Raw genomic sequence first — 24,208 nt, 5'->3', positions numbered from 1 at the left:
AGGCGCACAACCTAGGTGAGCTTCACCTGGCGGTTCATGTCCTTGTACAGCAGGTAACGGAACTCGCCCGGACCACCGGCGTAGCAGGCCTGCGGGCAGAACGCGCGGAGCCACATGAAGTCGCCGGCCTCAACCTCAACCCAGTCGTTGTTGAGCAAGTACATTGCCTTGCCTTCGAGCACGTACAGGCCGTGCTCCATGACGTGGGTCTCCGGGAAGGGGATCACGCCACCGGGCTGGAAGGTGACGATGTTGACCTGCATGTCGTGCGCGAGGTCGCTGGAGTCCGTGAAACGCGTGGTCTTCCAGACGTCGTCGGTGTCCGGCATGGAAGTGGGTTCCACGTCCTTCTCGTTGGTCACGAAGGACTTGGCCTCGAAACCTTCCAGGCGCTCGTAGGCCTTGCGGATCCAGTGGAAGGAAACGATGTCGTCGGAGACGTTTTCCAGGCCCCATTCCGAACCTGCAGCAAGGTAGGCGTAGCCGCCCTCTTCGAGGTGGTGCAGCTCGCCGTCGAGGGTCAGGTTCACCTGTCCCTTGGTGACGAAGATGACGCCTTCAACGCCGGACTCGAACTCCGCCTTGGGAGCCCCGCCGCCCGGTGCGATCTCCACGATCAGCTGGGAGAACGTGGTGGCGAATCCGGAGATCGGCCGAGCGATGATCCACGACCGCGTGTTGGAGAAGCCCGGCAGGTTGCTGGTGACGATGTCCGTCATGACGCCCTTGGGGATCACCGTGTAAGCCTCGGTAACGATGGCCCGTTCGGTGGTCAGCTGGGTCTGCGGCGGCAGGCCGCCCTGCGGGTAGTAGTACTTGCCCATGCGAGATGCTCCTATCAGTGCGAAGTTGGTTGTGCGAGCCGCGGGTGCGCCAGTGCGGTCAGCTGTGAAAGTTCGACGCCGGCAAGCGCCTTGACCTCGTCGGTCCCCACTGCGCCGCACTGGACGCCGCGGAGGACGAAGCCGGCAAGCGCGCGGGCCGTGGCGGGCTCATCCATGACGCCGCCTTCGGTGCGTTCCACGTAGTTGCGGAGGCGGAGGGCCGCTGCGGGCAGGCCTTCGCGGTAGAAAGCGTACGACGCCGAAAAACGGCTCGGCAGCTGGGCGGCGTGGAGATCCCAGCCCTGGTAGTAGCCGTTTTCCAGGGAACGTCGTACCAACCGGCCGTGCAGTTTCCAGGCGTCTTCAACGGCATCGCCTACGGGGATGATATTGGTGGAACCGTCGGAGAGGCGGATGCCCGTTCCGGCGACTGCGAGCTGCATGACTTCCTTGGCGAAGTCTGCCACCGGGTGCTCCATGGACTGGTACTCCGCGGAGATACCCAGCGAGGCGCTGTAGTCGTAGGTCCCGTAGTGCAGGGCGCTGATGCGTCCCGGAACAACGTGGGGGAGTTGGGCTACAGGCGAGGTTCCGTCAGCACCGATGATGAGCTGCGGTGTTTCCACCTGCACCTCAAAGCGAAGACGTCCGGCGGGAAGCCCGTGGACTTCCTCAAGGCGGGATACCGCGAAGTCCATGGCCTGCACCTGGGCCACCGTGGTGACCTTGGGAAGGGTGAGGATCAGTCCAGCGGGGAGCTCGCCGGCCTCAGCCAACGTGGAGACGAACAGGTCCAGCGTCTTCAGTCCGCGGGCCCGGGTGGGGGCTTCGAAGCACTTGAAGCGGATGCCGATGAACGGCGGAGCTGTTCCGGCCGCTACGGCAGTGGCAACAGCCTTGGCGGCAGCAACGGCGTCGGCGTCTTCTGCCTCGTCGCCGCGGTCGCCGTAGCCGTCTTCGAAGTCCAGGCGCAGGTCTTCGATCGGCTCAGCGGAAAGCTTCGCCGCCACACGCTCTGCAACAGCGGCAGCCAGGTGAGACTCTTGGCCCAACAGCTGACCCAGCTTTTCCAGGCCGCCGTGGGCTTCCGCCGTCGCCAGCGCCTGGGCGCCCCACTCAGCCGCAAGGGTCGGTGTGAAGCGGTCGGCCGGGATGTAGACGGTGTGGATGGGCTGGCGTGAGCCGTCGTCTCCGGGGTAGTTGCGGTCCAGCAGCTGGTCCGTCGCCTCAAGCTGCGACTCGATGTGGGCCAGATCAGAGGAAGAGAGTGAGCCCATCTCAGCCCACCAGCTCGTACGCGGGAGTGGTGAGGAAGTCCGTGTAATCGTCGGACAAACAGATGTCCTCAATCAGTTTCGATGCCGGCTCGTAGTACTTGGTGAAGTTCTCGTCGCCGAACTCGATACGCAGGCGCTCGGTTTCTTCGCCCAGAATGCGGGTGACGAGTTCGCGGGTCACAGTGTTGCCCGTGTCCGCGAGGACGGACTTGTTGCGGATCTGCTGCCAGACCTGTGAGCGGGAGATTTCCGCGGTTGCGGCGTCTTCCATGAGGTTGTGGATGGCAACTGCGCCGCTGCCGGAGATCCAGACGCCGGTGTAGGCGACGGCAACGTACAGGTTCAGCCGCAGGCCGGCCTCGGTGACATGGCCTTCGGCGGATGCGACGTCGATGAGCTGCTCAGCCGTGACGCTCACCTCGGGGCGCTGCTTGTCCAGCTGGTTGGGACGGTCGCCCAGCACGGAGTCGAAGACTTCGCGGCAGGTGGACACGAGGTCCGGGTGTGCCACCCAGGACCCGTCGAAGCCATCGTTTGCTTCGCGGGTCTTGTCAGCGCGGACCTTGTCGAAGGCGGCGGCGGTGACGTCGGGCTGCTTGCGGTTGGGGATGACGGCGGCCATGCCACCCATGGCGAAGGCGCCGCGCTTGTGGCAGGTCTTGACCAGGAGCTCGGTGTAGGCCCGCATAAACGGTGCAGTCATGGCAACGGTGGCGCGGTCCGGGAGGACGAACTCTTCGCCGGCATCACGGAAGTACTTGATGATGCTGAAGAGGTAGTCCCAACGGCCGGCGTTCAGGCCCGAGGCGTGATCGCGCAGTTCGTAGAGGATCTCGTCCATCTCGAATGCTGCCGGGATGGTCTCGATGAGCACGGTGGCGCGGACGCTGCCCTGCGGGATGCCGAGGAAGTCCTGTGCGAAGACGAAGACGTCGTTCCAGAGGCGTGCCTCCAGGTGGCTCTCCATCTTGGGCAGGTAGTAGTACGGGCCGTGGCCGTTGAGGAGCAGCTGCTTGGCGATGTGGAAGAAGTGCAGGCCGAAGTCCACCAGCGCACCCACGGCGGGTTCGCCGTCGATCAGCAGGTGGCGTTCTTCCATGTGCCAGCCGCGGGGGCGGGCCACCACGACAGCGAGCGGAGCGTCCGTGCGGAGGCGGTATTCCTTGCCCTCGGGCGAAGTGAAGCTCAGGGTTCCCTGGGCGGCGTCGCGGAGGTTGAGGATGGCGTCGATGACGTTCGGCCACGTGGGCGTGCTGGCGTCTTCGAGGTCGGCCAGCCACACCTTGGCGCCGGAGTTGAGGGCGTTGATGGCCATCTTGGCCGGGGTTGCCGGGCCGGTCATTTCGACGCGGCGGTCCTGCAAAGCTGCCGGTGCCTCAGCGACCTTCCAGTCGCCGTCGCGGATGTCCTGGGTCTCCGGGAGGAAGTCCAGACGACTGGTGTCGGCAACCTTCTGACGCTTGACGCCGCGTGCTTCCAAGAGCTCATTGCGGGTGCCGGCGAAGCGCTTGTGCAGTTCCTCGATGAAGGCCAGTGCCTTGGGAGTGAGGATTTCCTCGGCGCGATCGATCGGCCGGGGATCAGTGACTGTGATAGCCATGTGGCGGTGTCCTTTTCTAGAGTGCGCTGGCGGCGTTGGCGTGCGCAGCATTGGCTACGGCAGTCGCTACATCGGCGGCAACATGGGGATCGAAGACGCTGGGGATAATGTAACTCGCGTTGAGCTCATCGTCAGCCACCCGGTTGGCAATTGCCTCGGCGGCGGCTACCAGCATGTTCGGCGTAATGTCCGATGCTCCGGCGTCCAGGAGGCCCCGGAAGAAGCCCGGGAAGGCCAGCACGTTGTTGATCTGGTTCGGGAAGTCGCTGCGTCCGGTGGCAACCACGGCTGCGTGCTTGGAAGCGATAACCGGGTCGATTTCCGGTGTCGGGTTGGCCATTGCGAACACGATTGCGTCCTCGGCCATCGAAGCGACCTGCTCCTCGCCGATCACGTGCGGGGCGGAGACGCCGATGAACACGTCCGCTCCCTTGAGGGCGTCGTGCAAGGTGCCGGAGAAGCCTTCTTCGTTGGTGTTCGCGGCGATCCAGCTGCGGTGCTCGTCGCCGTATTCCTCGCCGGAGTGGATGGCGCCGGAGCGGCCGGCGGCGATGATGTGCTGCGCGCCCTGGGCCTTGAGGAGCTGGATGATGGCGGAGCCGGCAGCGCCGACGCCCGAAACCACGATCTTGACCTCGGAGAGTTTTTTGTCCACCACACGGAGGGCGTTGACCAAGGCAGCGAGCGTGACGATCGCGGTGCCGTGCTGGTCATCGTGGAAGACGGGGATGTCGAGTTCTTCGCGGAGGCGGTTCTCGATCTCGAAGCAGCGCGGTGCGGCGATGTCTTCGAGGTTGATGCCGCCGTAGACGGGGGCCATGGCCTTGGCGATCATGATGATTTCTTCGGTGTCCTGGGTGTCCAGGCAGACCGGCCAGGCGTCAACGTTGGCGAACTGCTTGAAGAGTGCAGCCTTGCCTTCCATGACGGGAAGGGCAGCGGCGGGGCCGATATTGCCCAGGCCCAGCACGGCTGAACCGTCGGTGAGGACGGCGATGGTGTTCCGCTTGACCGTCAGGTTGCGGGCTGCGGCGGGGTCTTCGGCAATAGCCATGCAGACACGCGCGACGCCGGGGGTGTAGGCGCGTGAAAGATCGTCGCGGTTGCGCAGGGCTACCTTGGGGACGACCTCCAGCTTGCCGCCGAGGTGCATGAGGAAGGTGCGGTCCGAGACGTGCTGGACGGTGACGCCGTCGAGGGCGTTCAGGGCGTCCTTGACGCGGGCGGCGTGGTCGTCGTCGGTGGTGTTGCAGGTGACGTCGACAACGATCGTCTCGTGGTGGGATTCCGTGACGTCCAGCGCGGTGATTGCTGCACCGGCTGCGCCGACGGCTGCTGCCAGTTCGCTGGTAGCGGTGAAGCTCGACGGTGCGGCGACGCGCAGGGTGATCGAGTTTCCGGGGCTCGGATTCGCCATTGAAATTCCTCCTGTTAGGCCCGTTCCCGGGCCGCCGTTCCAAACTGAATGTTTTCGTATTATGGATATTATTATCTACAAAGTGGAAACACAACCCCCTGCCCGGTCATCTTCGGTGTCGTCGCGCAGGTGCGCGCTGTGCTGTATGTTGGGTGTTCTAAGCAATTCTTTTCACGATGCGGATAAGAGTTGTCGGAATCTGAGTCATTGGAGACAAGGGAATGGCTGAAAAAGCCTCCGGAGGCGTGCAGTCCGTTGAGCGCGTCTTTGAACTGCTGGAACTGATTACGGACGCAGGCGGCGACGTCACCCTGAGTGAGCTCTCGTCGTCCACTGACCTCCCCTTGCCCACCATTCATCGCCTTTTGAGGACCTTGGTGTCCCTGGGCTACATCCGCCAGCTGCCCAACCGCCGCTACGCGCTGGGGCCCCGGCTGATCCGGCTCGGCGAAGGCGCCAGCAAGCAGCTCGGTGCCGTGGCCCGTCCGCAGCTCAAGACCCTGGTGGAACGCCTCGGCGAGACCTCCAACATGGCCGTCCTTGACTCCGACATGGTCATCTATGTCGCCCAGGTCCCGTCCATGCACTCCATGCGCATGTTCACCGAGGTGGGCCGCCGGGCCCACACGCACGATACCGGCGTGGGCAAAGCCATCCTCGCCCAGCTGGACGACGAGGTTGTCCGCGGCATCGTGGCCCGCACCGGCATGCCGACCCCCACGGCCAAGAGCATCGGCGACATCGACTCCCTGCTCGCAGACCTCAAGCTGATCCGCGAACGCGGCTACTCCATTGACGAGGAAGAGCAGGAGCTCGGCGTACGCTGCTTCGCCATGGCTGTGCCCAACGCTCCTACGCCCACCGCGATCTCTGTCTCCGGACCGATCACCCGCGTGGACCAGAGCTTCGCCGACCGCGCCGTGCCCATGCTGCGTGAAGCAGCCAGGGCGATCTCCGCGGAGCTCAACCAGAACTAGGACTTACCCCGCGCCGAGTTGGCATTTGATGGCAATGTTTCCCAGGAACATTGCCATCTTTTGTCATCTGGGCGCGGGTTTTGAGCGGGTGGCCTTCTTCAGCATGGAGTTCACCACGATCGGGTGCACTGGCCGCACGACGCCAAAGTAAAGCTTCCCCCGCCACCCCTTAAGTTCGACGGCGGTAGTCACCCTGATCAGTCGGCTCACCGGATCGACGCCGACGGCGGCCGCGAAGTTCAGGTGCCTGTCCCGGACGAAGATCAGGGCTTCCTCGCCCGACTGCCCGGTCACTCTGAACGTGTCCTGCGGTGCTTTTGGGATGCCGATCAACGGGACCAGTGCCTGGCGCAAACCCATGGCACCGGCGACCCAGCGCGGCATGGACTCCAGGGAGAACAGCCGCTCTGCCCATTCGGTGGGGTCCGTGGTGGCCCCTTCCGGAAGGACAGCCAGGCAAACGTCCGCGTAGTCCGGCGTCGGGATCTCGCGGAGGGCAAGGGAACGGAAGCAGGGCGCCTGTTCAGTCATGGCCTGATCCTACGGTGCGCTTCCCCAAGGTGTACCCCCGCGAAGGTGAGGTCCCCGCAAACCGCAGGTGCCGCCGTCGTACATTCCGTGCGGGGCTTGCGCAGGACGCGACAAAAGGCGGCAGTGTCCCCCCAAGGAAAACACTGCCGCCTGTCATCTGCGGAAGGGTGCTAGTGCTCAGAAGCGCTGGACGTCTTGAGCGGGACTTCCTTGCCGTCGGCGTCGATCAGCTTGCCGTTCTCGAAGCGGTCGCCTTCGCTGAGGCACTTGATGTCCTCTTCGCTGACGATGCGGTCAGTGCCTGCGACGAACACCGACTGGTTGTCCGAGTTACCGGCCTTGAAGTGGTTGAAGAGGATGTTCAGCAGGATCGCCATGACGGCTGCCGAGCTGATGCCTGAGTGGAAGATCGTGGCGAACCAGGACGGGAACTGGTCGTAGAACTTCGGGGCGGCGATGGGGATCATGCCGAAGCCGATCGAAGCAGCCACGATGATCAGGTTCATGTTGTTCTTGTACTCAACCTTGGCCAGGGTGCGGATACCGCTGGCGGCAACCGTACCGAACAGCACGACGCCGGCGCCGCCCAGGACGGGCGTCGGAACCGCTGCGACAACCCGGCCCAGGATCGGCAGGAGGCCGAGGATGACCAGGATGAGACCGCCGGCGCTGACCACGAAGCGGCTCTTGATGCCCGTGATGGCCACGAGGCCTACGTTCTGGGCGAAGGCGCTCTGCGTGAAGGAGTTGAACAACGGGGAGATGGCGCTGGAGAGCATGTCTGCGCGGAGGCCGTCGCCGATGCGGCGGGAGTCAACCTTGGTATCCACGATTTCGCCCACTGCGATGATGTCTGCCGAGGTTTCGGTCAGGGTCACCAGGATGACGATGAGCATGGAGATGATCGCGGCGATTTCAAACGTGGGAGCACCGAAAGCGAAAGGCGTGGGGAATGCGACGATGTCGCCCTGGCCCACCTTGGAGAAGTCAGCCATGCCCGCAATCAACGCGATGATGGTGCCGATGACCATGGCCAGCAGGATCGAGAGCCGGGAAATGGCCGCGTTGCCAACCTTGCTTAGGAGGAGGACGACGCCCATGGTTGCCGCTGCGAGTCCGATGTTGGCCATGCTGCCGTAGTTGTCGGCCTTGGCGTTGCCACCCATGGCCCAGTTGGCTGCGACTGGCATCAGTGTCAGGCCGATGGTGGTGATCACGGTTCCGGTAACAACTGGTGGGAAGAACTTGATGATCTTGGAGAACAGGGGAGTGATCGCCAAGCCGATCAGCGAGGCCACAATGACTGAGCCGAACACCGCCTGGATGCCGCCGCCACCTTGGACGATCGCCACCATGGTGGAAACACCGGCGAAGGAAACGCCCTGAACCAGCGGCAGCTGCGAGCCGAACCACGGGATGCCCACCGTCTGAAGGATGGTGGCCAGGCCGCCCACAAACAAACAAGCGGCGATGAGGAGGCCGATGTCCTGGGAGTTCATGCCGGCCGCTGCACCAATGATCAGCGGCGGGGCAATAATTCCGCCGTACATCGTGAGGACGTGCTGGAAGCCGTAAGCGAAGGTGCTGCCGATGGAGAGACGCTTGTCCTCGGGCCGTTCGGGCTTATTCGACTGCGAAGAGGTGGTATTCGCAGGGCGGGATTTTTTCTTGATGTTCATGGCAGACTTTCTGGGTTCATGGCAGACGTCTTCGTCTGGCTAACTGTGTCTGGCTAACAAAATCTTTAGGTTTTTGGGGTCGGGTTTGTGTGCAGATCCAGTGTTGACGGGGCGCCGTTGTTCGGGACCTGCACACAAACCCGTTGGTGGTGCGGTTTAGTGCGGTTTCGGTGAGGGCTTAGCAGAAGCCGGCGATGCCGCTCCAGGCAACCGGTGCAGCGTCGATGTTCTCGCGCTGGACCGTGGCTTCGATGAGGCCGTACGGGCGGTCAGCCGCGAAGAAGACCTCGTTGGGGTTGTCCAGACCGAACGGGCTCAGGTCAACCAGGAAGTGGTGCTTGTTGGGCATGGAGAACTTGATCTCGTCCACTTCGCTGTGTGCTTCCAGGACCTTCTTGCCCATGTCGAACAGCGTCTGCTGCAGGGCGTGGGAGTAGTTCTCGGTGAAGCCTTCCAGCAGGAGTGCCTTGATGTCCTCGTAGCTCTTGTTGAAGTCCGTGCCGGCGAAGTCCAGGTTGGTGTTGTAGCGCCAGCGGGCGGATACGTCGGTGGCCAGGATGCGGTCGGTGGTTTCCGGCAGCGTGGTGTACTTGTCGCGCGGGTAGCCGACGAAGCCGGACTGCGTGGTCTTCAGGACGGTCAGGTCCTTGAGGCCGGAAATAAGGTGGGTGGTTGCGCCATCACGGACGACGACGGCGGTACGCACCTCTTGTCCGTTGCGGACGAAGCTGTGGTCGTGTCCCTCGCCGTGGGCCTGGATGCGATCCCAGCTGTAGGCCTCAGCTTCCCAGCGTCCGCCGGTAACCCAGTCGAATCCGCCGGTGAAGTGGTCTGCAAGGCGCAGGAGGAAGGACTCGGGGGAGCCGATGCCTTCACGAGCGAACGCGTAGACGGTGTTCTTCTGGGTGTCGGTGGCAACGACGTGGCCGTTGTCGCCTTCGAGGTGCGCGGCCTGGAAATCGCCGCGCAGCTGCGAGGTGACGTTCAGGTCTTCGATGTGGTGGCGGTCCGTATCCCGAGTGACTTTGACGACGCGGACTTCTGCTTTGCCGTACTGGTTTTCGCCGAGGACGATGTTGTTGCTCATGGTCATATCCCAACTTCTGTGAGGTGGAACCTACGTTCCATCAATGAAATTAAGCGCGTGTTTCCACCGCGTTTCTGGTGGAGCCGACCCAACAAAAAAGAGCCAGCATCCATGGATGCCAGCTCATTACGACCCTGCCTGCTGCTCTCAGGTTACGTGACCTACGCCACGAACTCATTCGAGAGTAGCGCATGATTTCGGCTGATGTACATGGGTTCCCAAGGATCGTTATGAATCATCCAAATGTGACCGGCGCAACTCACTTGGCGTTGGTGGGGGTCTTGACGCGTTGTTTCGCGCCTGCCTACACTTTCCACATAACAATAAAAGTTTTCCGAAGTGCGGAAACTGGATGCATGAGAAAGAGGAGGAAGCAGATGGACTCGAAGGATACGAACAAGGTCGTGGAATTCCCGGCCCCGGGTCAGGAGCTGTACCTGCCCTTCGGTGCAACGGATCCGGACTTCTACATTCCGGCCGACTGTGACCGCAAAGCCGGCGGGTTCTCCCGTTGGTTGCGCGCGCTCCCGGTGTTCGGCCGGCAGCGCCCCTAGGATCTTCCTGCATCCAAGGGGCGCGGACTCTGCGCAACAGAGCCAACGAGGCGGGCGATACCTGGGGAGGTATCGCCCGCCTTTCCGTGCATTCTGGCCCGCTGTGTGCTGCCCGTTTTGATGCTTCGCTGCAGAACGTGCCGTGCGCCCGGCGTCCTACGCAGCGAACCCCCGAAACGGGGCCTCGGTACTGCCTAGCTGGTGCTGCGTAGGACCCCAAGCACGGTTGATTTGAACTCCTGCTCCCGAAACAAGTGCTGCCACTTGATCCGAATGAACTTCCAGCCCTGTGCCATGAGGGCCTTTTCGCGCTGGCGTTCCTTAAAGATGACCTCGGAGGTTGGTGCGTAGTCGAAGTACTTAACCTTCCCATCGAACTCCAAGGCAACCTTCTTGTCCCGCCAAGCAAAATCCAGTCGATGAGAACCCTCAGGTGATGACACCTCCACTTGCAACTCAGGAAGATCGATCCGTAAGCGCTGGAGCAACTCGCGGGTCAGGGTTTCACCTGGTGACTCGGAGCGTGCGTCCGCATTCTCCAATGCCCGGCGTAGGGCGAGGACTCCGTTGCGCCCGGCCAGGGACTCGCACATCAGTTGCAGCTTGTAGGCGTCAGCACCTTTTCGAAGGGCGTGGTCCATCAGCACTAAGGATTGCTTGTAGTTCAGTAAGAGGCAGCAGTCAGCAACGGTTCGTTCCAAGGAGGTGCAAGGCATGCCGTTGATAAGCATTATTTCGTTGGTTTCAAGGGCCCGACCATGGGCAACAGCGTCGTGGCCGTGGGACGATCGCGATGCGCTTGAATCGGTTGTGATGTGCACGCGGTCATCCACGTCCCAGAGAAACAGTCCGTGCAGGCGTGCTGCCGAGGTGTGGCTGTAGACCAAGCCGCCAGTCGACGTCGTAAGTGTTCCGTGAGCGTGCGCGGCGATCAACTGCCGGCTGCGTACCCAAGGTTTTTGAGCGGCCCATGTACTGCCGCGGATGTAGCAACCCCGGCGTAGCCGTACCAGATCGCCGACTTGCACCAGTGCTGCAATCCTTCTGTCGTTGAACCCCAGTTCATGGAGCTCGCTGGTCCGCCACAAATCCATCATTGGGGGGAGCCCTGTTTTGTTGTTGTTCGCCATGGAACAAGCTTTGAAGGAACGTGGCGGCACGAACAGGAGCATGCTGCCCTATGTGGAAAAGCCCGATTCGATGGCTCTCTGCAAGCTGTGCCGTGCGAACGGCGTGGTTGGCAGCGAAGCATCGAGACGGTGGAATGTGACCTGCGTAACAATCGGCAGGGTGCTGAGGGCCTCGCGTAAGCTGGGCTGACGGCCACCCTTTTGGGTCTTCAAGGTCGTTGCGGCCCTGACTGACGGGTTGCGCTTGCTCGCTCGATGACGCCGGACATATGGCCCGCCCGCGTCGTACTGCAGCACGTCGAGTAAAAACTGACGCTCGTCATCGAGCCATGCCAGGACGTTCACCCTGGCTAAAATCCCTGCCCCGGCAGGTGACAAAAGAGCCGGGAGTGGGGATCCGGCGCCGCAGCAGCTTGAATGTGGCTGCTACCCCAAAGGAATACATGTCATGAAACTCAAGGTCTCAATGCTTGGGGCGGTGATCGCGTTGGCTCTCGCAGGGTGCACGACGCCGACGCCGACGCCGACACCCTCGACAACCGCTACGGCACCTACGCCATCGCCCACCACGACCACGGCGACCCCGACGCCTACGGCTACGTCTACGCGTACGGCGACTGCAACGCCGACGCCGACGCCGAGCCCGACGTCCACGCGTACGGCGACGGCGACTGCAACGCCCACGCCGACGCCGAGCCCGACGTCCACGCGTACAGCGACGGCGACTGCAACGCCCACGCCGAGCCCGACGCCGAGTGCCACCAGCGCAAGCCCGACCCCGACGCCGAGCGCCACCACCGCCAGCCCGTCCCCGACGGCCACGGTCAGCCCAACCCCCACACCAACCCCAACCCCGGGCGCGGGTAGTCTCGCCAACTTGGCCAGGGTTCCGTGGGATGGCGGGCCTGCATACTGGGCAAAGTTCCCTGGCGCAGCGAAGCTCAACAACCCAAGCCTGTTCCCGGTCAGCGTGTATTACGGCAAACCTGAGCACGCCACCCAGTTGAAGGACATCGGCGTGAACGTTTACCAGAATGCGGAACACGACGGTTCCACGATGGCGTCCATTACGAACACGGGAATGCTGGTCATCGCAGGCACAGAGTGGTCCCGCACCGAGGTGGGCAATAACCCGGGCGTGGTCGGCTGGGACACGTACGACGAGTGCGACATGCTCGGACTCGGCTGCAATGGTTCAACATATGAGCAGAACCTTCAGCAGATGAAGAACAAAGTGGCCCAGATCCGGGGATTCAACGACGGCAGGTTTGCCTTCGCGAATTACTCCAAGGGGATCCTGGGCACCTACTGGGCGCCGGGGCTGATGGACGACTTCATGGCCGCCGTTGACGCGGCATCCGTGGATAACTACATGTACACGCGGGCCGATCTGCAGGACGAGTTGAACCGGACCCCGGCGTGGCCGCAGGGCGCAAAGACGGCCACATCGGCGGCCTATGGGTGGCAGATTGACCAGATGCGGAAGTTCCAGTCGGCACCCGGCATCCATCCGAACTGGATCTTCGTTGAGTCGGCACGGCCATTCCTGAATGCCTCCAATGACCGCACCATCACGCCCGAACAGATGGAGGGAGCTATGTGGTCCGGCATCATCCACGAGGCGCGCGGGATCAGCATTTTCCAGCACAACAACAACGGCCAGGCAGGCTTCGGGACGTATTCACTGGTCCAGGCACCGGCTGATCGCAAGGCGAAGATCAAGGCCGCACTCGCTGGTATCCAAGCCCTCGCTCCTGTCCTCAACACGCAAAGCTATGTGTGGAACGCGGGCGCCACGGGTACAGACACGATGCTCAAAGCCAAGGATGGCAGCGCGTACCTGTTCGCCGGCATCGGAGTGAACGGCGCTACGGGCTCGAAGACCTTCACCCTTCCCGCCGGGATCACTGGCTCGCAGGTGGAAGTTGTGGGCGAGAACCGGACCATCCCCGTGCAGGGTGGCAAGTTCACGGACTCGTTCGCCAACGAGTACACGCATCACATTTACAAGATCATGATCTAGGAAACGTCGCGGCCGTCGGCAACGAAGTCGCCGGAAAGCCTCGAAATCGCCGGAACGTTCCCTGCGAAATGGAAGCGTTCCGGCGATTTCGCGCGCAGAGGAAGCGAAAGCTACCCGGCCACCAGCTTCCGTGCCGCCGCAGAGTGCTCAGCGATCAGCCCGGCAACGTCCAGCCCGGGAATCGCGCCGTCCACTACCCGCCACTGACCGCCCACCATCACGCGGTCTGCACGGTCGGCGCCGCAGAGCAACAACGCGGCTACGGGGTCGTGGCTGCCGGAGAAGCGGAGTTCGTCAGGCTTAAACAGAGCCAAATCCGCCTGGAGCCCGGGTGCCAGCTGTCCTATGTCGGAGCGCCCCAAAACGGCTGCAGACCCACGGGTCGCCCAACCAAGAGCCCGCTCCACGGGAACGGAAGCGCCATAGCGAAGCCTCTGCAAGTACAGCGCCTGCCGTGCTTCGAGGATCATGTTGGAGGCATCGTTCGACGCCGATCCGTCAACTCCCAGCCCTACGGGAACACCCGCTGCCTCTAGTTCCAGGACCCGCGCGGTCCCGGATGCCAACCGCATGTTGGAGGTGGGGCAATGCGCGACGGCGGTGCCAGCGGCTCCCAGCCTGGCGATCTCCTCGTCGTTGAAGTGGATGCCGTGACCCAGCCAGGTCCGGTTTCCCAGCCAGCCCACGGACTCCAGGTAGTCCACGGTCCGCAGCCCGAACATGGATTTGCAGAAGTCTTCCTCGTCGATGGTTTCGGCAAGGTGGGTGTGGAGCCGGACGTCGAAGCGTTCGGCCATGGCGGCGCTCTCGGCCATGATTTCCTTGGTCACTGAGAACGGTGAGCACGGGGCAAGCGCGATCTGAACAACGGCCCCATCACCGGTTTCGTGGTACTTGCGGATCAGCCGTTCGCTGTCCGCAAGAATCGCTTCAGGCGACTGGACCGTGGTCCTGGGCGGAAGCCCGCCGTCGTCCTCTCCCAACGTCATGGACCCGCGGGTCAGCGTGGCGCGCATGCCCATGGCACGTACGGCGGCTACCTCGATATCAATGGCGTCTTCCATGCCGTCCGGGAAGAGGTAGTGGTGGTCGGCCGCCGTGGTGCAGCCGGAAAGCAGCAATTCGGCCAGTGCAACCTGCACGGCAAGCTCAAGGCTCCGCGGAGTCAACCGCGCCCACACGGGGTAGAGATTCTGGAGCCACGGGAACAACGGCGCATTGGCCACGGGCCCCCACGCGCGGGTGAGGGTTTGGTAGAAGTGGTGGTGCGTGTTGATGAGGCCGGGGAGAACCACGTGGGAGGAGGCATCAAAAACGGTGGCAGGAGACGAAGGCTGCCCGCCCGAAGGCACCAGTTCTACGATTTTCCCGTCGGAAACCACCAGGCCGCCACCGGCGTCGAGGTCGTTTGCGGTGAAAATTCCCAGCGGATTCTTGATCCAAAGACGGGTCATAACAGGTTCCTTGTCTGGTCGGCGTGTACGCGTTCCAGCTCAGTTAGGCCCTGTCTGCTGATCCAGGTTGCCGGACCGTCAGAACGCGGCCCAGTCCGAAAAGCGTAGAATGCTCGACGGCGGCAGTCAACGCCCGCGGGCACGTTCCGGTCACATTCGGCCAGCATCCAGCACGAATAAGTAATTTCGCATGACGAAATTAAATTTTCAAAAAACTATGGCGCGGCTCACAAACCCGGTGCTACGCTCTAACTGCCAAAGGCGGGCACCCGGACCTCGGGAAGCTATCTACCAGGCGCAACTTAACCTTCATCGCACATGCTGAAGCCTGGTAACCAAGCTAACTGGAGCTCTTCTCTGTAGCGCCCCCAAACAGGTCACCTGGCTTCCTCAGCACTAAGGAAGTCGCAACATGAGTACAACCGTCACGGCCGAGCAATTCCTGGCCACATCCATTGAGCTGGCAACAGCCAATGTCCTCAACAGTGGGGGCCCCTTCGGCGCCGTCATTGTCACCGCGGACGGACGAGCCTTCGAAGGCGTCAACCGCGTTACCGCCACGAACGATCCCACCGCACACGCAGAGGTCACGGCCATCCGTAACGCCTGCCGCGAACTGGGAACCTTCGATCTGAGCGGAGCAACCCTCTACACCAGCTGCGAGCCATGCCCCATGTGCTTGGCCTCCGCGCTCTGGGCACGCGTTGACCGCGTGTTTTTTGCCGCAGACCGTCACGACGCCGCATCCGTGGGCTTCGACGACGCCGTCTTTTACGAGTACTTCGAGAACGACAACCGGGACGCGCTGATGCCGGTAGCCAAGCTGGAACTGGGCGACCCCCAGGCTCCGGCGGCCCTCCAGCCGTTCAACACATGGAACACGCTTGATTCCAGGATTGATTACTAGGGCCCGGTGGCTGACATGACAATCCTGGACAATTCCGCTGAAAAGCAGACAGCAGCTGAAAAGCAGGCTGCGCTCTTTCCCCACGGAGACGGCGCAGAGCCCACAGCGGCAAAGCACACGGCAACCGGCCTGGCAGATGGCAACAAGAAGCCCCCGGTGTCGAATTCCTTCCTGGACAAGTTCTTCCAGATCTCCAAGCGTGGCTCCACGTTGGCCCGCGAATTCCGCGGCGGCCTGGTCACGTTCTTCACCATGGCGTACATCGTCATCCTGAACCCGCTGATCCTTGGCGGCTTCTCGGCCGAAAACGCTCCCACCGACGTCGCCGGCGGCTGGCTCTCAGCTGCGCAGGTCGGCGCTGTTACGGGCCTGACGGCCGGCGTCATGACCATCATTTTCGGTCTCGTCGCCAACCTGCCCTTCGGTCTCGCAGCCGGGCTGGGCATCAACTCCTTCCTCGCCGTTGCGGTCATCCAGGAAGTCACGTGGCCAGAAGCCATGGGCTTGGTGGTGATCAACGGCATCCTGATTGTCATCTTCGGCGCCACCGGCGCCCGGACGGCGATCTTCAAGGCAGTTCCCAAGGAGCTCAAAGCCGCCATCACCGTGGGCATCGGCTTGTTCATCGCCTTCATCGGCTTTGTGGATTCAGGCTTTGTCCGCGCCACCACGGGCGGCCCGCCGGTCCAACTCGGAGATAACGGCTCCATCACCTCCATCCCCACCCTCGTCTTTATCGTCGGACTGCTGACCATGGGCATCCTCGTGGCACGCAAAATCCAAGGCGGCCTGCTGATCGGCATCGTCGCCACCACTGTCCTCGCCGCAGTTGTGGAGGCAGTGTTCCACATCGGCCCAGGCAGTGCCGACAACCCCGGCGGCTGGCACCTCAATGTGCCTATCTTGTCGAGCCAACTCGTTTCGGTCCCGGACCTGAGCCTGGTGGGTCAGTTCGACCTCTTCGGCTCATTCGCCAGGATCGGCGGGCTCGCTGCCACCATGCTGGTCTTCACCTTGGTCTTCACCAACTTTTTTGACGCCATGGGAACCATGACCGGCTTGGCCAAGAGTGCTGGCGTGGCACACAAGGACGGCACGTTCCCCAAGCTGAAGTCGGCCTTCATCGTTGAAGGCATGGGCGCAGTGGTGGGTGGCGCAACGTCCGGTTCGTCCAACACCGTGTACATCGACTCGGCAGCGGGCATCGGCGAAGGCGCACGCACCGGCCTGGCCTCGGTGGTTACCGGGTTGCTGTTCCTGGGCTCCATGTTCTTCACTCCGCTCACCTCGGTGGTGCCGCTGGAAGTAGCTGCTGCGGCACTGGTGGTGGTGGGCGCGATGATGATGGCGCAGATCCGCGAGATCAAGTTCACCAAGTTCTCCATCGCACTCCCTGCGTTCCTCACCATCGTCACCATGCCGCTGACCTACTCCATCGCCAACGGCATCGGCGTCGGGTTCATCTCCTTCGCGGTGATCAGCGCTGCGTCGGGCAAGGCCAAGAAGGTCCATCCACTCATGTGGGTGGTCACGGCAGGCTTCATCATCTACTTCGCCCGCGGCCCGATCAACGCCCTGATGGGTGTCTGACCCGGATCCCCACCCCGCGCCGGCGGGTCATCCGGCACTCCGATCGACGGTCCGTCGGTACCCACCGCACGAATAGGCGTCCGCCGTCGTCGTCCCTTGGGGCACCACCCCTACAGGCATGACGGCGGGCGGCGGTCCTCTTGATACAGGAACGGGACCCGACGCTCCGTCAGGGAACGGGGGCAGGGAGATGAAGCCCTTGCCCCCGTTCCTATGGACTCTTACTGATTGAACTTTTACCGATAAGCCGCGACTACCCCGCAACAACCTCTGAAAATGAGAATATGAGGCAAGATCGCGCACTGCTCCGGCCGGGCCACCTGGCCGGGACACCTGGAATAAGGATGTGTTGCCATGCTGGATCTGATGCCTTCACTGGGCAGCTGGCGGCCTGCGGTCTCCGGCCAACTGTGTGCTGTGGCCACGATCGTAGGGACGGGCGGCTCCGTGCCGCGGCCCATGGGAACCTCCATGATGGTCTCCGAACATGGCGAAGTCCTGGGCAGTTTGTCCGGAGGTTGCGTGGAAGGTGCCGTCGTGGAGGCGGCCCTGGAAGCAATGCGCGACGGCGGCCCCCGCCTTGAATCTTTTGGCTACAGTTCCGAGGACGCGTTCGCCGCGGGACTCAGCTGCGGAGGAGAACTGGAAGTCCACATCCAGCCGCTCAGCGCAGGTGCGCCCGAACTTTCTGTGTTTGCTGAAAGCCAACGCCCTGCGGCCCTGATCCGCCGGCTCGATGCGGGCGGTGGAGTCATGGCAGTCAATGATCCTGTGCGGTTCCGCGCCATGGAATCGGAGGAGTTGGCCAAACTGGTGGGTGACCACCCCGCCACCCTCTTCGCTGCTGCCGCCCAGGTTGAGCCGCTGCTCCAAGGGGGCCGCGCCGGATTGGTTCGCCTGGCCCCACCGGAGGGCTGCATCGACGGCTGGGTTACCACTGAGAGGTTGGCTGCACCCCCGCGGGAGGAAACCCAGCCCGAGCCCATCACCCTGTTCGTGGAGAGCCGTCTGCCGGCTGCGCGAATGCTGATCTTCGGCGCCAACGATTTCGGCGCAGCTTTGCTCCCGGCCGGACAACTGCTCGGCTATGACGTGACCCTGTGCGACGCCCGGCCCGCCTTCGCGACGCAAAGCCGCTTCGCCGCGGCTGAACAAGTGGTCACCGACTGGCCGCACCGGTACCTCGAATCTGAGGCAGCCGCCGGACTCATCGACGCCCGCACGGTGGTCTGCATCCTCACCCACGACCCCAAGTTCGACATCCCGTTGCTCGAAAGCGCCCTCCGGTTGAACCTGGCGTATGTCGGAGCGATGGGTTCCCGTCGCAGCCATCGCCAGCGGGTGGACGCTTTACTCGAGGCAGGCACTCCGCCCGAGGCGCTGGAACGGTTGCATTCACCGATCGGCCTGGACCTCGGCGCCGTCACGCCTGCCGAAGTGGCAGTGTCCATCACGGCGGAAATCATTGCGGAGCGCGGAGCCAGCGGAAAGGCCGGCCCTGCCAGCGTGCACGGGTTTCCCTCCCTCAAGGACAGCACCGGCCCCATCCACCCAGCGCCGGTCCAACAAGTACCCCACTACCTCACTCAGGAGGACCCATGGACATGAACACCATCGAGGCCGTGGTGCCCACCACGGACCCGGCCCTATGGCGCGACGGCGACGCCTGGCTCGCTGGAGGTACGGTCCTTTTCTCCTACGGAAGCACCGTCCTCAAGCGCCTCCTGGATCTCGGGGAGGCCAACTGGCCCGCCATCACCCTGACTGACGAAGGCATCGAACTCGCCGCCACTTGCACCGTCGCTGAGCTCTACGCCTTGCCACTGGCTGCTGAAGCAAGCCACCGGGAATGGCCCGGTCTGGCCTTGATCCGGCCCTGCTGCGACTCGTTTGTGGCCTCGTTCAAGATTTGGAACATGTCCACGGTGGGCGGCAACATCTGCACCGGCTTGCCGGCTGGACCCATGACGTCGTTCTGCGCCGGACTCGACGGAGTGGGGACCATCCTCAGCCCGGACGGCACCAGCCGCACCGTCCCCGTGACCGACTTTGTCATTGGGGACATGCAGACCGTGTTGTCACCGGGGGAGTTGCTCCGCAGCATCCATCTGCCGGCATCCGCATTGTCCGCGCGGGTTGCCTTCCGGCGCCTGTCACTCAGCAACCTTGGCCGCTCGGGCGTGCTGCTCATCGGCCGCCTCGACCCCGACGGCGGCCTCGTCATCACAGTTACCGCCTCCACTAAGAGGCCGGTACAGCTGAGGTTCCCCGCCGGGCAGGTTCCCGACGCCGGGACGTTGGCTGACGCCGTCGGCGATTCCATTCCCTGGCCTCTGTACCACGACGACATCCACGGGCTGCCGGCATGGCGCCGTGACATGACGTTCAAACTGGCCGAGGAAATCCGGGCCGAGCTGCTGGGCGAATCCATGACGGTGTCCGGCGACTTCTGGCCGCCGCACGCCACCTCGCCCCAGCCGTCCACGCAGCCCGCACCATCCAACACCCAGCAGAAGGAGGCCCCGAATGGCAATTGAGATCAACGGAGCTGCCTCGCAGGCCACACCCCGCCCCGGGCAATGCCTCCGCACGTTCCTCCGCGAAGAGGGCAACTTTGGCGTCAAGAAAGGCTGCGACGGCGGCGACTGTGGAGCCTGCACCGTCCATGTTGACGGAACACCCGTCCACAGCTGCATCTACCCGGCAGTCCGTGCCGAGGGCAAAGCGGTCACCACCATCGAAGGCCTGTCCAAGGACGGGCAACTCCACCCTGTGCAGGAACAGTTCAGCGAGGGCCAGGGTTTCCAGTGCGGTTTCTGTACCGCCGGAATGATGATGACAGCGGCCACCTTCGACGACGAGCAACGCGCCAACCTGCCGCGAAATCTTAAGGGAAACCTGTGCCGATGCACCGGCTACCGCTCCATCGCCGACGCCGTCTGCGGCCATGGCGGCAATCACCAGCACGACGCCGGATCCGACGTTTCCGGGGCTCAGTCACCTGGCGCTGCGGGAACCCCCGCCGTGGAAGCCACTCCCGGCCAGCTCGGCGACAACGTACCGGCCCTCGCCAGCAACGCCGTGGTGACCGGAACGGCCCGGTACGCCCTGGATGTCCCGGCGGAGCAGCTCCCTGGCTTGTTGCATTTGAAGCTCCTGCGTTCGCCGCATGCGCACGCCCGGATCGTGTCCATCGACAAGGCTCCGGCACTGGCCGTGCCGGGTGTCGTTGCCGTATTCACGCACGAGGACGCACCACAGCAGCTGTTCTCCACAGCCCAGCACGAGAACTTCACCGATGACCCCGATGACACGCGCGTCCTGGACAACGTGGTGCGGTTTATCGGACAGCGGGTAGCGGCCGTGGTGGCCGAATCCGTGGGGGCCGCTGAGGCGGGTGCCCGTGCGCTTGCTGTCGAATACGAACTTCTGGAGCCCGTGTTCACGCCTCAGGAAGCCATCCTTCCCGGAGCCCCGGCGATTCACGGAGAAAAGGACGGTGAAGCGTCCAGGATCTCGCGGCCGCACCACAACGTGGTGGCGGAAGTGCATGCCGAGCTGGGCAGCGTTGCAGATGGCTTCGCGGCCGCCGACTTCATCCACGAGCACACTTACCAGACCCAGCGGGTCCAGCACGTGGCCATGGAAACGCACGCGTCCATCGCTTGGTTGGATAAGGACGGCAGGCTGATTGTCCGTTCGTCCACACAGGTTCCCTTCCTGGTGAAGCGGACGTTGAGCCGGTTGTTCAATCTGCCGCCGGAGACCGTCCGCGTTGTGGCCGGGAGGGTTGGCGGTGGCTTTGGTGGGAAGCAGGAAGTCCTCACCGAGGACCTGGTGGCCTTGGCCGCGCTGAAACTTCGCCGCCCGGTGCAGCTCGAGTTCACCCGTACCGAGCAGTTCACCGCGACCACCACGCGCCACCCTTTCACCATTCATCTCAAGGCGGGTGCCAACCGGGACGGGTACCTCACAGCACTGCAGCTGGACGTCCTCACCAACACCGGTGCCTACGGAAACCATGCTCCCGGCGTCATGTTCCATGGCTGCGGCGAGTCCCTGGCGGTCTACAAATGCGTAAACAAGAAAGTTGACGCCCTCGCCGTCTACACCAACACCGTTCCCGCGGGCGCCTTCCGCGGCTACGGGCTGAGCCAGATGATCTTCGCGATCGAGTCGGCCATTGATGAGCTTGCCGTTGGCATTGGCATGGATCCCTTGGAGTTCCGGCTCAAGAACATGGTCCGGCCCGGTGACCACATGCTGTCCACTACGCCGGAGCCCGAGGAAGATGTGCACTACGGAAGCTACGGACTGGACCAGTGTGTTGCCTTGGTTCGGGACGCCTTGGATCGAGGCAAGGAACGCTACCGTGCCGCTGGGATGGACGATCTCGGACCGGATTGGGTTGTGGGGGAGGGCTCGGCCTTGTCCATGATCGACACCGTCCCCCCGCGCGGCCACTTCGCCCACACCCGGGTGAGCCTGGAAGCGGACGGACGGTTCGCCGTCGACGTCGGTACTGCGGAATTCGGGAACGGCACCACCACAGTGCATGCGCAGCTGGCTGCCACTGCGCTGGCGACAGCAGCTTCCAAGGTGACCGTTCGCCAGTCCGATACCGACCTCTTGGAGCACGACACCGGCGCGTTCGGTTCCGCCGGGACGGTGGTCGCTGGCAAGGCGACGCTCGGAGCGGCGCTGGAGCTCGCCACCCGGATCCAAACAGTCGCCGCATCGCTGACGGGAGCGGCCTTGGCGGATTGCCGTTTAGTGGACGGAGCCGTTGAGTGCGGAGATCGGACTGTGACGCTGACGGAAATTGTCGACGCCGCCAGGCTGCAAGGCGTTCGGCTCGCCACCGACGGCAACTGGGGTGGGACGCCGCGGTCCGTGGCATTCAACGTGCACGGATTCCGCGTTGCCGTTAACACCGGCACGGGTGAGCTGCGGATTCTTCAGAGTGTCCAAGCGGCCGACGCCGGCGTGGTGGTCAACCCGCGGCAATGCCGTGGGCAGATCGAGGGCGGCATTGCGCAAGCGCTCGGCGCGGTGCTGTACGAGGAAGTGAAAGTGGACGACGCCGGACGCGTCACCACGGACATCCTGCGTCAGTACCATATTCCGTCGTTCGCGGACGTGCCCCGCAGCGAGGTGTATTTCGCCAAGACCAACGACTCCACCGGCCCGCTGGGCGCCAAGTCGATGAGCGAGAGCCCGTTCAACCCGGTGGCTCCCGCGCTGGCCAACGCGATCCGCAACGCAACAGGGATCCGTTTCGGAGAGCTTCCCATCGCGCGGGACAAGATCTATCTGGCCCTCCGCGACCGCACCCTGATCCCCAACTGAATCGCAGATCAGGCCGTTTTGAGCTCTCAAAACGGCCTGATCTGCTACCTACTTGGGTGAAACGGTGAGCTCCATGAACACGCTGTTCGGGTCCAGGGTGTAGTCGGCAAACGGCGGGCACTCGGTGAAGCCGTGCCGCGCATACAGGCGGCGGGCGGGAGCGAAGTAGTCCTCGGTGCCCGTTTCCAGGCTGACGCGTTCCAAGCTCCGACTCCGGGCTTCGGCCACGATGTGCTCAAGCAGCAGGGTTGCCACGCCGCGTCCACGGGCGTTGGCCGTGGTGCGCATGGACTTGATCTCTGCATGCCCGCCGGAGAGCGTCTTCAACGCACCGCATCCCAACAAAACTCCGTCCTCGCGGGCCGTCCAAAACGTGATCGACTCGTGCGACAACGCCGAGTGATCCAACGCATGCACGCTCTCCGCAGGCGACGTGGCGAACATGTCGGCCAAGTGTTCGCTGAGGAGCTGGTGGACATCGGGGCGTGCGGGATCGTCAAGATCGATGCGGATCATGGACCCTAATTTACCGCGCTGTCACCCGTCCAGAAGATGCAGCTGATCCTTCGTGTCCAGGTCCTCACCCGAGCAGAGGTCGCTGCAATCCACCAGGTCCACCAGGCCCGGATGCGCCTTGAGGAACGAACGCGCGCCCGTGTCGCCATTGGCCGCTTCCGCGGCCTGGTCGCGAAGCCCGACGTCGAAAATCACTGGGTGCCTGCGTTTCAGGTGTCCTGACTCGTCAGGGTAGGCAGCTGCGGTGACCCGGCCGGGACGGTGGCTGCCCAGCAGCCTGCTCACCGCCGTCGGGGTCAAACCGGGTTGGTCCACCAGCGCAACCATGATGCTGTTGCCGGGGGCGGCGGCTTCGATGCCCGCCCGGAACGATCCAGCCATGCCTTTGCCCCAAGCTTCGTTCTCAACCACCACGTGCGAACCAAGATCCGTGACGCTTCGAACACGGTCCGCCTCGGCCCCGAGCACCACCACCACTTCGCGGCAGCCGCCGTCGAACAGGGTATCGGCCAACACTTCCACCAGCGTGCGCCCACGGAAGGGGAGCAGCGCCTTGGGGCCACGGCCCAGGCGCGTGCCGGCGCCCGCAGCGAGCAGCACGCCCGTAACCGGGGCCATGCCGGAGTCAGTCATATCCTCACGATACGCGCGGGGTTCCATGCGGTCTGTAGCTCCTCGGTTGCTTTCAAAGAGATCTACCGATATCGGTTGTAAATTACCCATCAGTAGGGCTTTTGGTGGTCGGAAATGGCCGTTAGGGTCGGTGGGGAGTTATGAAGTCAGCTCGTGTACGCAGCGACGCGTAAGGAACAGGGGAAAATGGCGGGCAGTTTCGAAATTCTCAAAGCAGGTACCAACTCATTCCGATTTCGGCTCACTGCCGAAGACGGCACGGTTGTGGCAGTGTCGCCACAGTTTCCGAATTTGAAGGCCGTTGTGGCCGGTATCAACGCAGTCCGCGAAAATGCGGCAACAGGCTTTGTCGTCGACAGGCGGAACCTGGGCACCTAGTGCACGCGGTGCCCCGAAACCCAGCAAAATGACAGTTGGCGGCAGTGTTCATCACGAACACTGCCGCCAACTGTTTGTTTGTGCGGGTTGTTAGGCGTCGCCGCCTGCGCCGCCTGTGGTGCCGGCGTTCACGTCGAGCAGCTTGTAGCGGTCAATCGCGTACGACGGCGCGCCCTCCTCTACCTCGCCCCTCGCCGCCAGCAACTGCAGGGTTTTGGCGACGATGGAGTGGGTGTCGTTTTTGAAGTAGCGGCGGGCGGCTTGGCGGGTGTCGGAGAAGCC

At 63.3% G+C, this 24,208-nt stretch carries 22 protein-coding genes; 9 read left to right on the top strand and 13 right to left on the bottom strand.

Annotated features, from left to right (window positions below; translation table 11 throughout):
• Window positions 1-11: 11 nt before the first annotated feature.
• Genes N7568_RS21185 through N7568_RS21170 form a run of 4 tightly spaced genes read right to left on the bottom strand, consistent with a single transcriptional unit; the run spans window position 12 to window position 5,118 of the window.
• On the bottom strand, window positions 12-824 hold the full coding sequence (locus tag N7568_RS21185; RefSeq protein WP_089596173.1) for a bifunctional allantoicase/(S)-ureidoglycine aminohydrolase: 813 nt from the start codon (window positions 822-824) through the stop codon (window positions 12-14).
• A 14-nt stretch (window positions 825-838) separates the two neighbouring features.
• Window positions 839-2,101 (bottom strand): DUF6986 family protein, encoded by a 1,263-nt coding sequence (locus tag N7568_RS21180; protein ID WP_261611730.1) that lies wholly within the window; start codon window positions 2,099-2,101, stop codon window positions 839-841.
• A 1-nt stretch (window position 2,102) separates the two neighbouring features.
• Complete coding sequence (aceB, locus tag N7568_RS21175) at window positions 2,103-3,701, bottom strand: malate synthase A (RefSeq protein ID WP_261611729.1); 1,599 nt, start codon at window positions 3,699-3,701, stop codon at window positions 2,103-2,105.
• A 16-nt stretch (window positions 3,702-3,717) separates the two neighbouring features.
• Window positions 3,718-5,118 carry an NAD-dependent malic enzyme gene (locus tag N7568_RS21170; protein WP_159705759.1) on the bottom strand — a complete coding sequence of 467 codons (1,401 nt, stop codon included), beginning with the start codon at window positions 5,116-5,118 and terminating at the stop codon, window positions 3,718-3,720.
• Between the two features lie 221 nt (window positions 5,119-5,339).
• On the opposite strand from N7568_RS21170, the gene N7568_RS21165 reads away from it, so the two are divergent.
• A complete protein-coding gene (locus N7568_RS21165) occupies window positions 5,340-6,095 on the top strand; it encodes an IclR family transcriptional regulator (protein ID WP_159705757.1) in 756 nt (251 codons plus the stop codon).
• 63 nt (window positions 6,096-6,158) lie between these two features.
• Here N7568_RS21165 and N7568_RS21160 read toward each other — a convergent pair whose 3' ends face one another.
• From N7568_RS21160 to pucL, 3 genes are all read right to left on the bottom strand, one after another.
• Window positions 6,159-6,626, bottom strand: a complete 468-nt coding sequence (locus tag N7568_RS21160; RefSeq protein ID WP_261611728.1) for a DUF2867 domain-containing protein — start codon at window positions 6,624-6,626, stop codon at window positions 6,159-6,161.
• Window positions 6,627-6,796: 170 nt separating this feature from the next.
• Complete coding sequence (locus N7568_RS21155) at window positions 6,797-8,305, bottom strand: nucleobase:cation symporter-2 family protein (RefSeq protein WP_261611727.1); 1,509 nt, start codon at window positions 8,303-8,305, stop codon at window positions 6,797-6,799.
• Between the two features lie 178 nt (window positions 8,306-8,483).
• Window positions 8,484-9,398: a factor-independent urate hydroxylase gene (gene pucL, locus N7568_RS21150; RefSeq protein WP_261611726.1), complete on the bottom strand. Its 915-nt coding sequence runs from the start codon at window positions 9,396-9,398 to the stop codon at window positions 8,484-8,486.
• 371 nt (window positions 9,399-9,769) lie between these two features.
• Here pucL and N7568_RS21145 point away from each other — a divergent pair, with 371 nt between their 5' ends.
• Window positions 9,770-9,946 carry a hypothetical protein gene (locus tag N7568_RS21145; protein ID WP_175538651.1) on the top strand — a complete coding sequence of 59 codons (177 nt, stop codon included), beginning with the start codon at window positions 9,770-9,772 and terminating at the stop codon, window positions 9,944-9,946.
• 194 nt (window positions 9,947-10,140) lie between these two features.
• Here N7568_RS21145 and N7568_RS21140 read toward each other — a convergent pair whose 3' ends face one another.
• On the bottom strand, window positions 10,141-11,076 hold the full coding sequence (locus N7568_RS21140; protein ID WP_261611725.1) for a hypothetical protein: 936 nt from the start codon (window positions 11,074-11,076) through the stop codon (window positions 10,141-10,143).
• Between the two features lie 426 nt (window positions 11,077-11,502).
• Entirely contained in the window at window positions 11,503-11,916 is a 414-nt protein-coding gene (locus N7568_RS21135) for a hypothetical protein (RefSeq protein WP_261611724.1), read from the bottom strand.
• Window positions 11,917-11,953: 37 nt separating this feature from the next.
• On the opposite strand from N7568_RS21135, the gene N7568_RS21130 reads away from it, so the two are divergent.
• Window positions 11,954-13,099 (top strand): hypothetical protein, encoded by a 1,146-nt coding sequence (locus N7568_RS21130; RefSeq protein WP_261611723.1) that lies wholly within the window; start codon window positions 11,954-11,956, stop codon window positions 13,097-13,099.
• Between the two features lie 110 nt (window positions 13,100-13,209).
• Here the strand turns inward: N7568_RS21130 and N7568_RS21125 are convergent, their stop codons facing one another.
• Window positions 13,210-14,553: an 8-oxoguanine deaminase gene (locus tag N7568_RS21125; RefSeq protein ID WP_261611722.1), complete on the bottom strand. Its 1,344-nt coding sequence runs from the start codon at window positions 14,551-14,553 to the stop codon at window positions 13,210-13,212.
• A 412-nt stretch (window positions 14,554-14,965) separates the two neighbouring features.
• On the opposite strand from N7568_RS21125, the gene N7568_RS21120 reads away from it, so the two are divergent.
• The 5 genes from N7568_RS21120 (at window position 14,966) to N7568_RS21100 (ending at window position 22,399) form a co-directional block, all read left to right on the top strand.
• Complete coding sequence (locus N7568_RS21120; protein ID WP_017200639.1) at window positions 14,966-15,460, top strand: nucleoside deaminase; 495 nt, start codon at window positions 14,966-14,968, stop codon at window positions 15,458-15,460.
• Window positions 15,461-15,475: 15 nt separating this feature from the next.
• The gene (locus N7568_RS21115) at window positions 15,476-17,050 is read left to right on the top strand and encodes an NCS2 family permease (protein ID WP_306423136.1); all 1,575 of its coding nucleotides are present in this window, start codon (window positions 15,476-15,478) and stop codon (window positions 17,048-17,050) included.
• A gap of 354 nt (window positions 17,051-17,404) precedes the next feature.
• Window positions 17,405-18,658, top strand: coding sequence for an XdhC family protein (locus N7568_RS21110; protein ID WP_261611720.1), 1,254 nt, complete (start codon window positions 17,405-17,407; stop codon window positions 18,656-18,658).
• Complete coding sequence (locus N7568_RS21105; protein ID WP_261611719.1) at window positions 18,649-19,587, top strand: FAD binding domain-containing protein; 939 nt, start codon at window positions 18,649-18,651, stop codon at window positions 19,585-19,587. Before N7568_RS21110 ends, N7568_RS21105 begins: the two co-directional genes overlap by 10 nt.
• The gene (locus N7568_RS21100) at window positions 19,577-22,399 is read left to right on the top strand and encodes a molybdopterin-dependent oxidoreductase (RefSeq protein ID WP_261611718.1); all 2,823 of its coding nucleotides are present in this window, start codon (window positions 19,577-19,579) and stop codon (window positions 22,397-22,399) included. Before N7568_RS21105 ends, N7568_RS21100 begins: the two co-directional genes overlap by 11 nt.
• A gap of 48 nt (window positions 22,400-22,447) precedes the next feature.
• Here the strand turns inward: N7568_RS21100 and N7568_RS21095 are convergent, their stop codons facing one another.
• Both N7568_RS21095 and nboR read right to left on the bottom strand, forming a co-directional pair.
• Entirely contained in the window at window positions 22,448-22,915 is a 468-nt protein-coding gene (locus N7568_RS21095) for a GNAT family N-acetyltransferase (protein ID WP_261611717.1), read from the bottom strand.
• A 21-nt stretch (window positions 22,916-22,936) separates the two neighbouring features.
• Window positions 22,937-23,575: a nicotine blue oxidoreductase gene (nboR, locus tag N7568_RS21090; RefSeq protein ID WP_261611716.1), complete on the bottom strand. Its 639-nt coding sequence runs from the start codon at window positions 23,573-23,575 to the stop codon at window positions 22,937-22,939.
• Window positions 23,576-23,734: 159 nt separating this feature from the next.
• Between nboR and N7568_RS21085 the strand changes: the two genes are divergently transcribed.
• A complete protein-coding gene (locus N7568_RS21085) occupies window positions 23,735-23,926 on the top strand; it encodes a YegP family protein (protein ID WP_044569301.1) in 192 nt (63 codons plus the stop codon).
• A gap of 90 nt (window positions 23,927-24,016) precedes the next feature.
• Here the strand turns inward: N7568_RS21085 and N7568_RS21080 are convergent.
• A partial coding sequence (locus tag N7568_RS21080; protein ID WP_144652923.1) for a hypothetical protein occupies window positions 24,017-24,208 on the bottom strand: 192 nt, incomplete at its 5' end.

The sequence above is a fragment of the Paenarthrobacter aurescens genome (genome assembly GCF_025421775.1).
GTDB lineage: Bacteria > Actinomycetota > Actinomycetes > Actinomycetales > Micrococcaceae > Arthrobacter > Arthrobacter aurescens_B.
The sequence above is the reverse complement of the archived record's forward strand: the minus strand, read 5'-3'. Positions and strand labels throughout refer to the sequence as shown.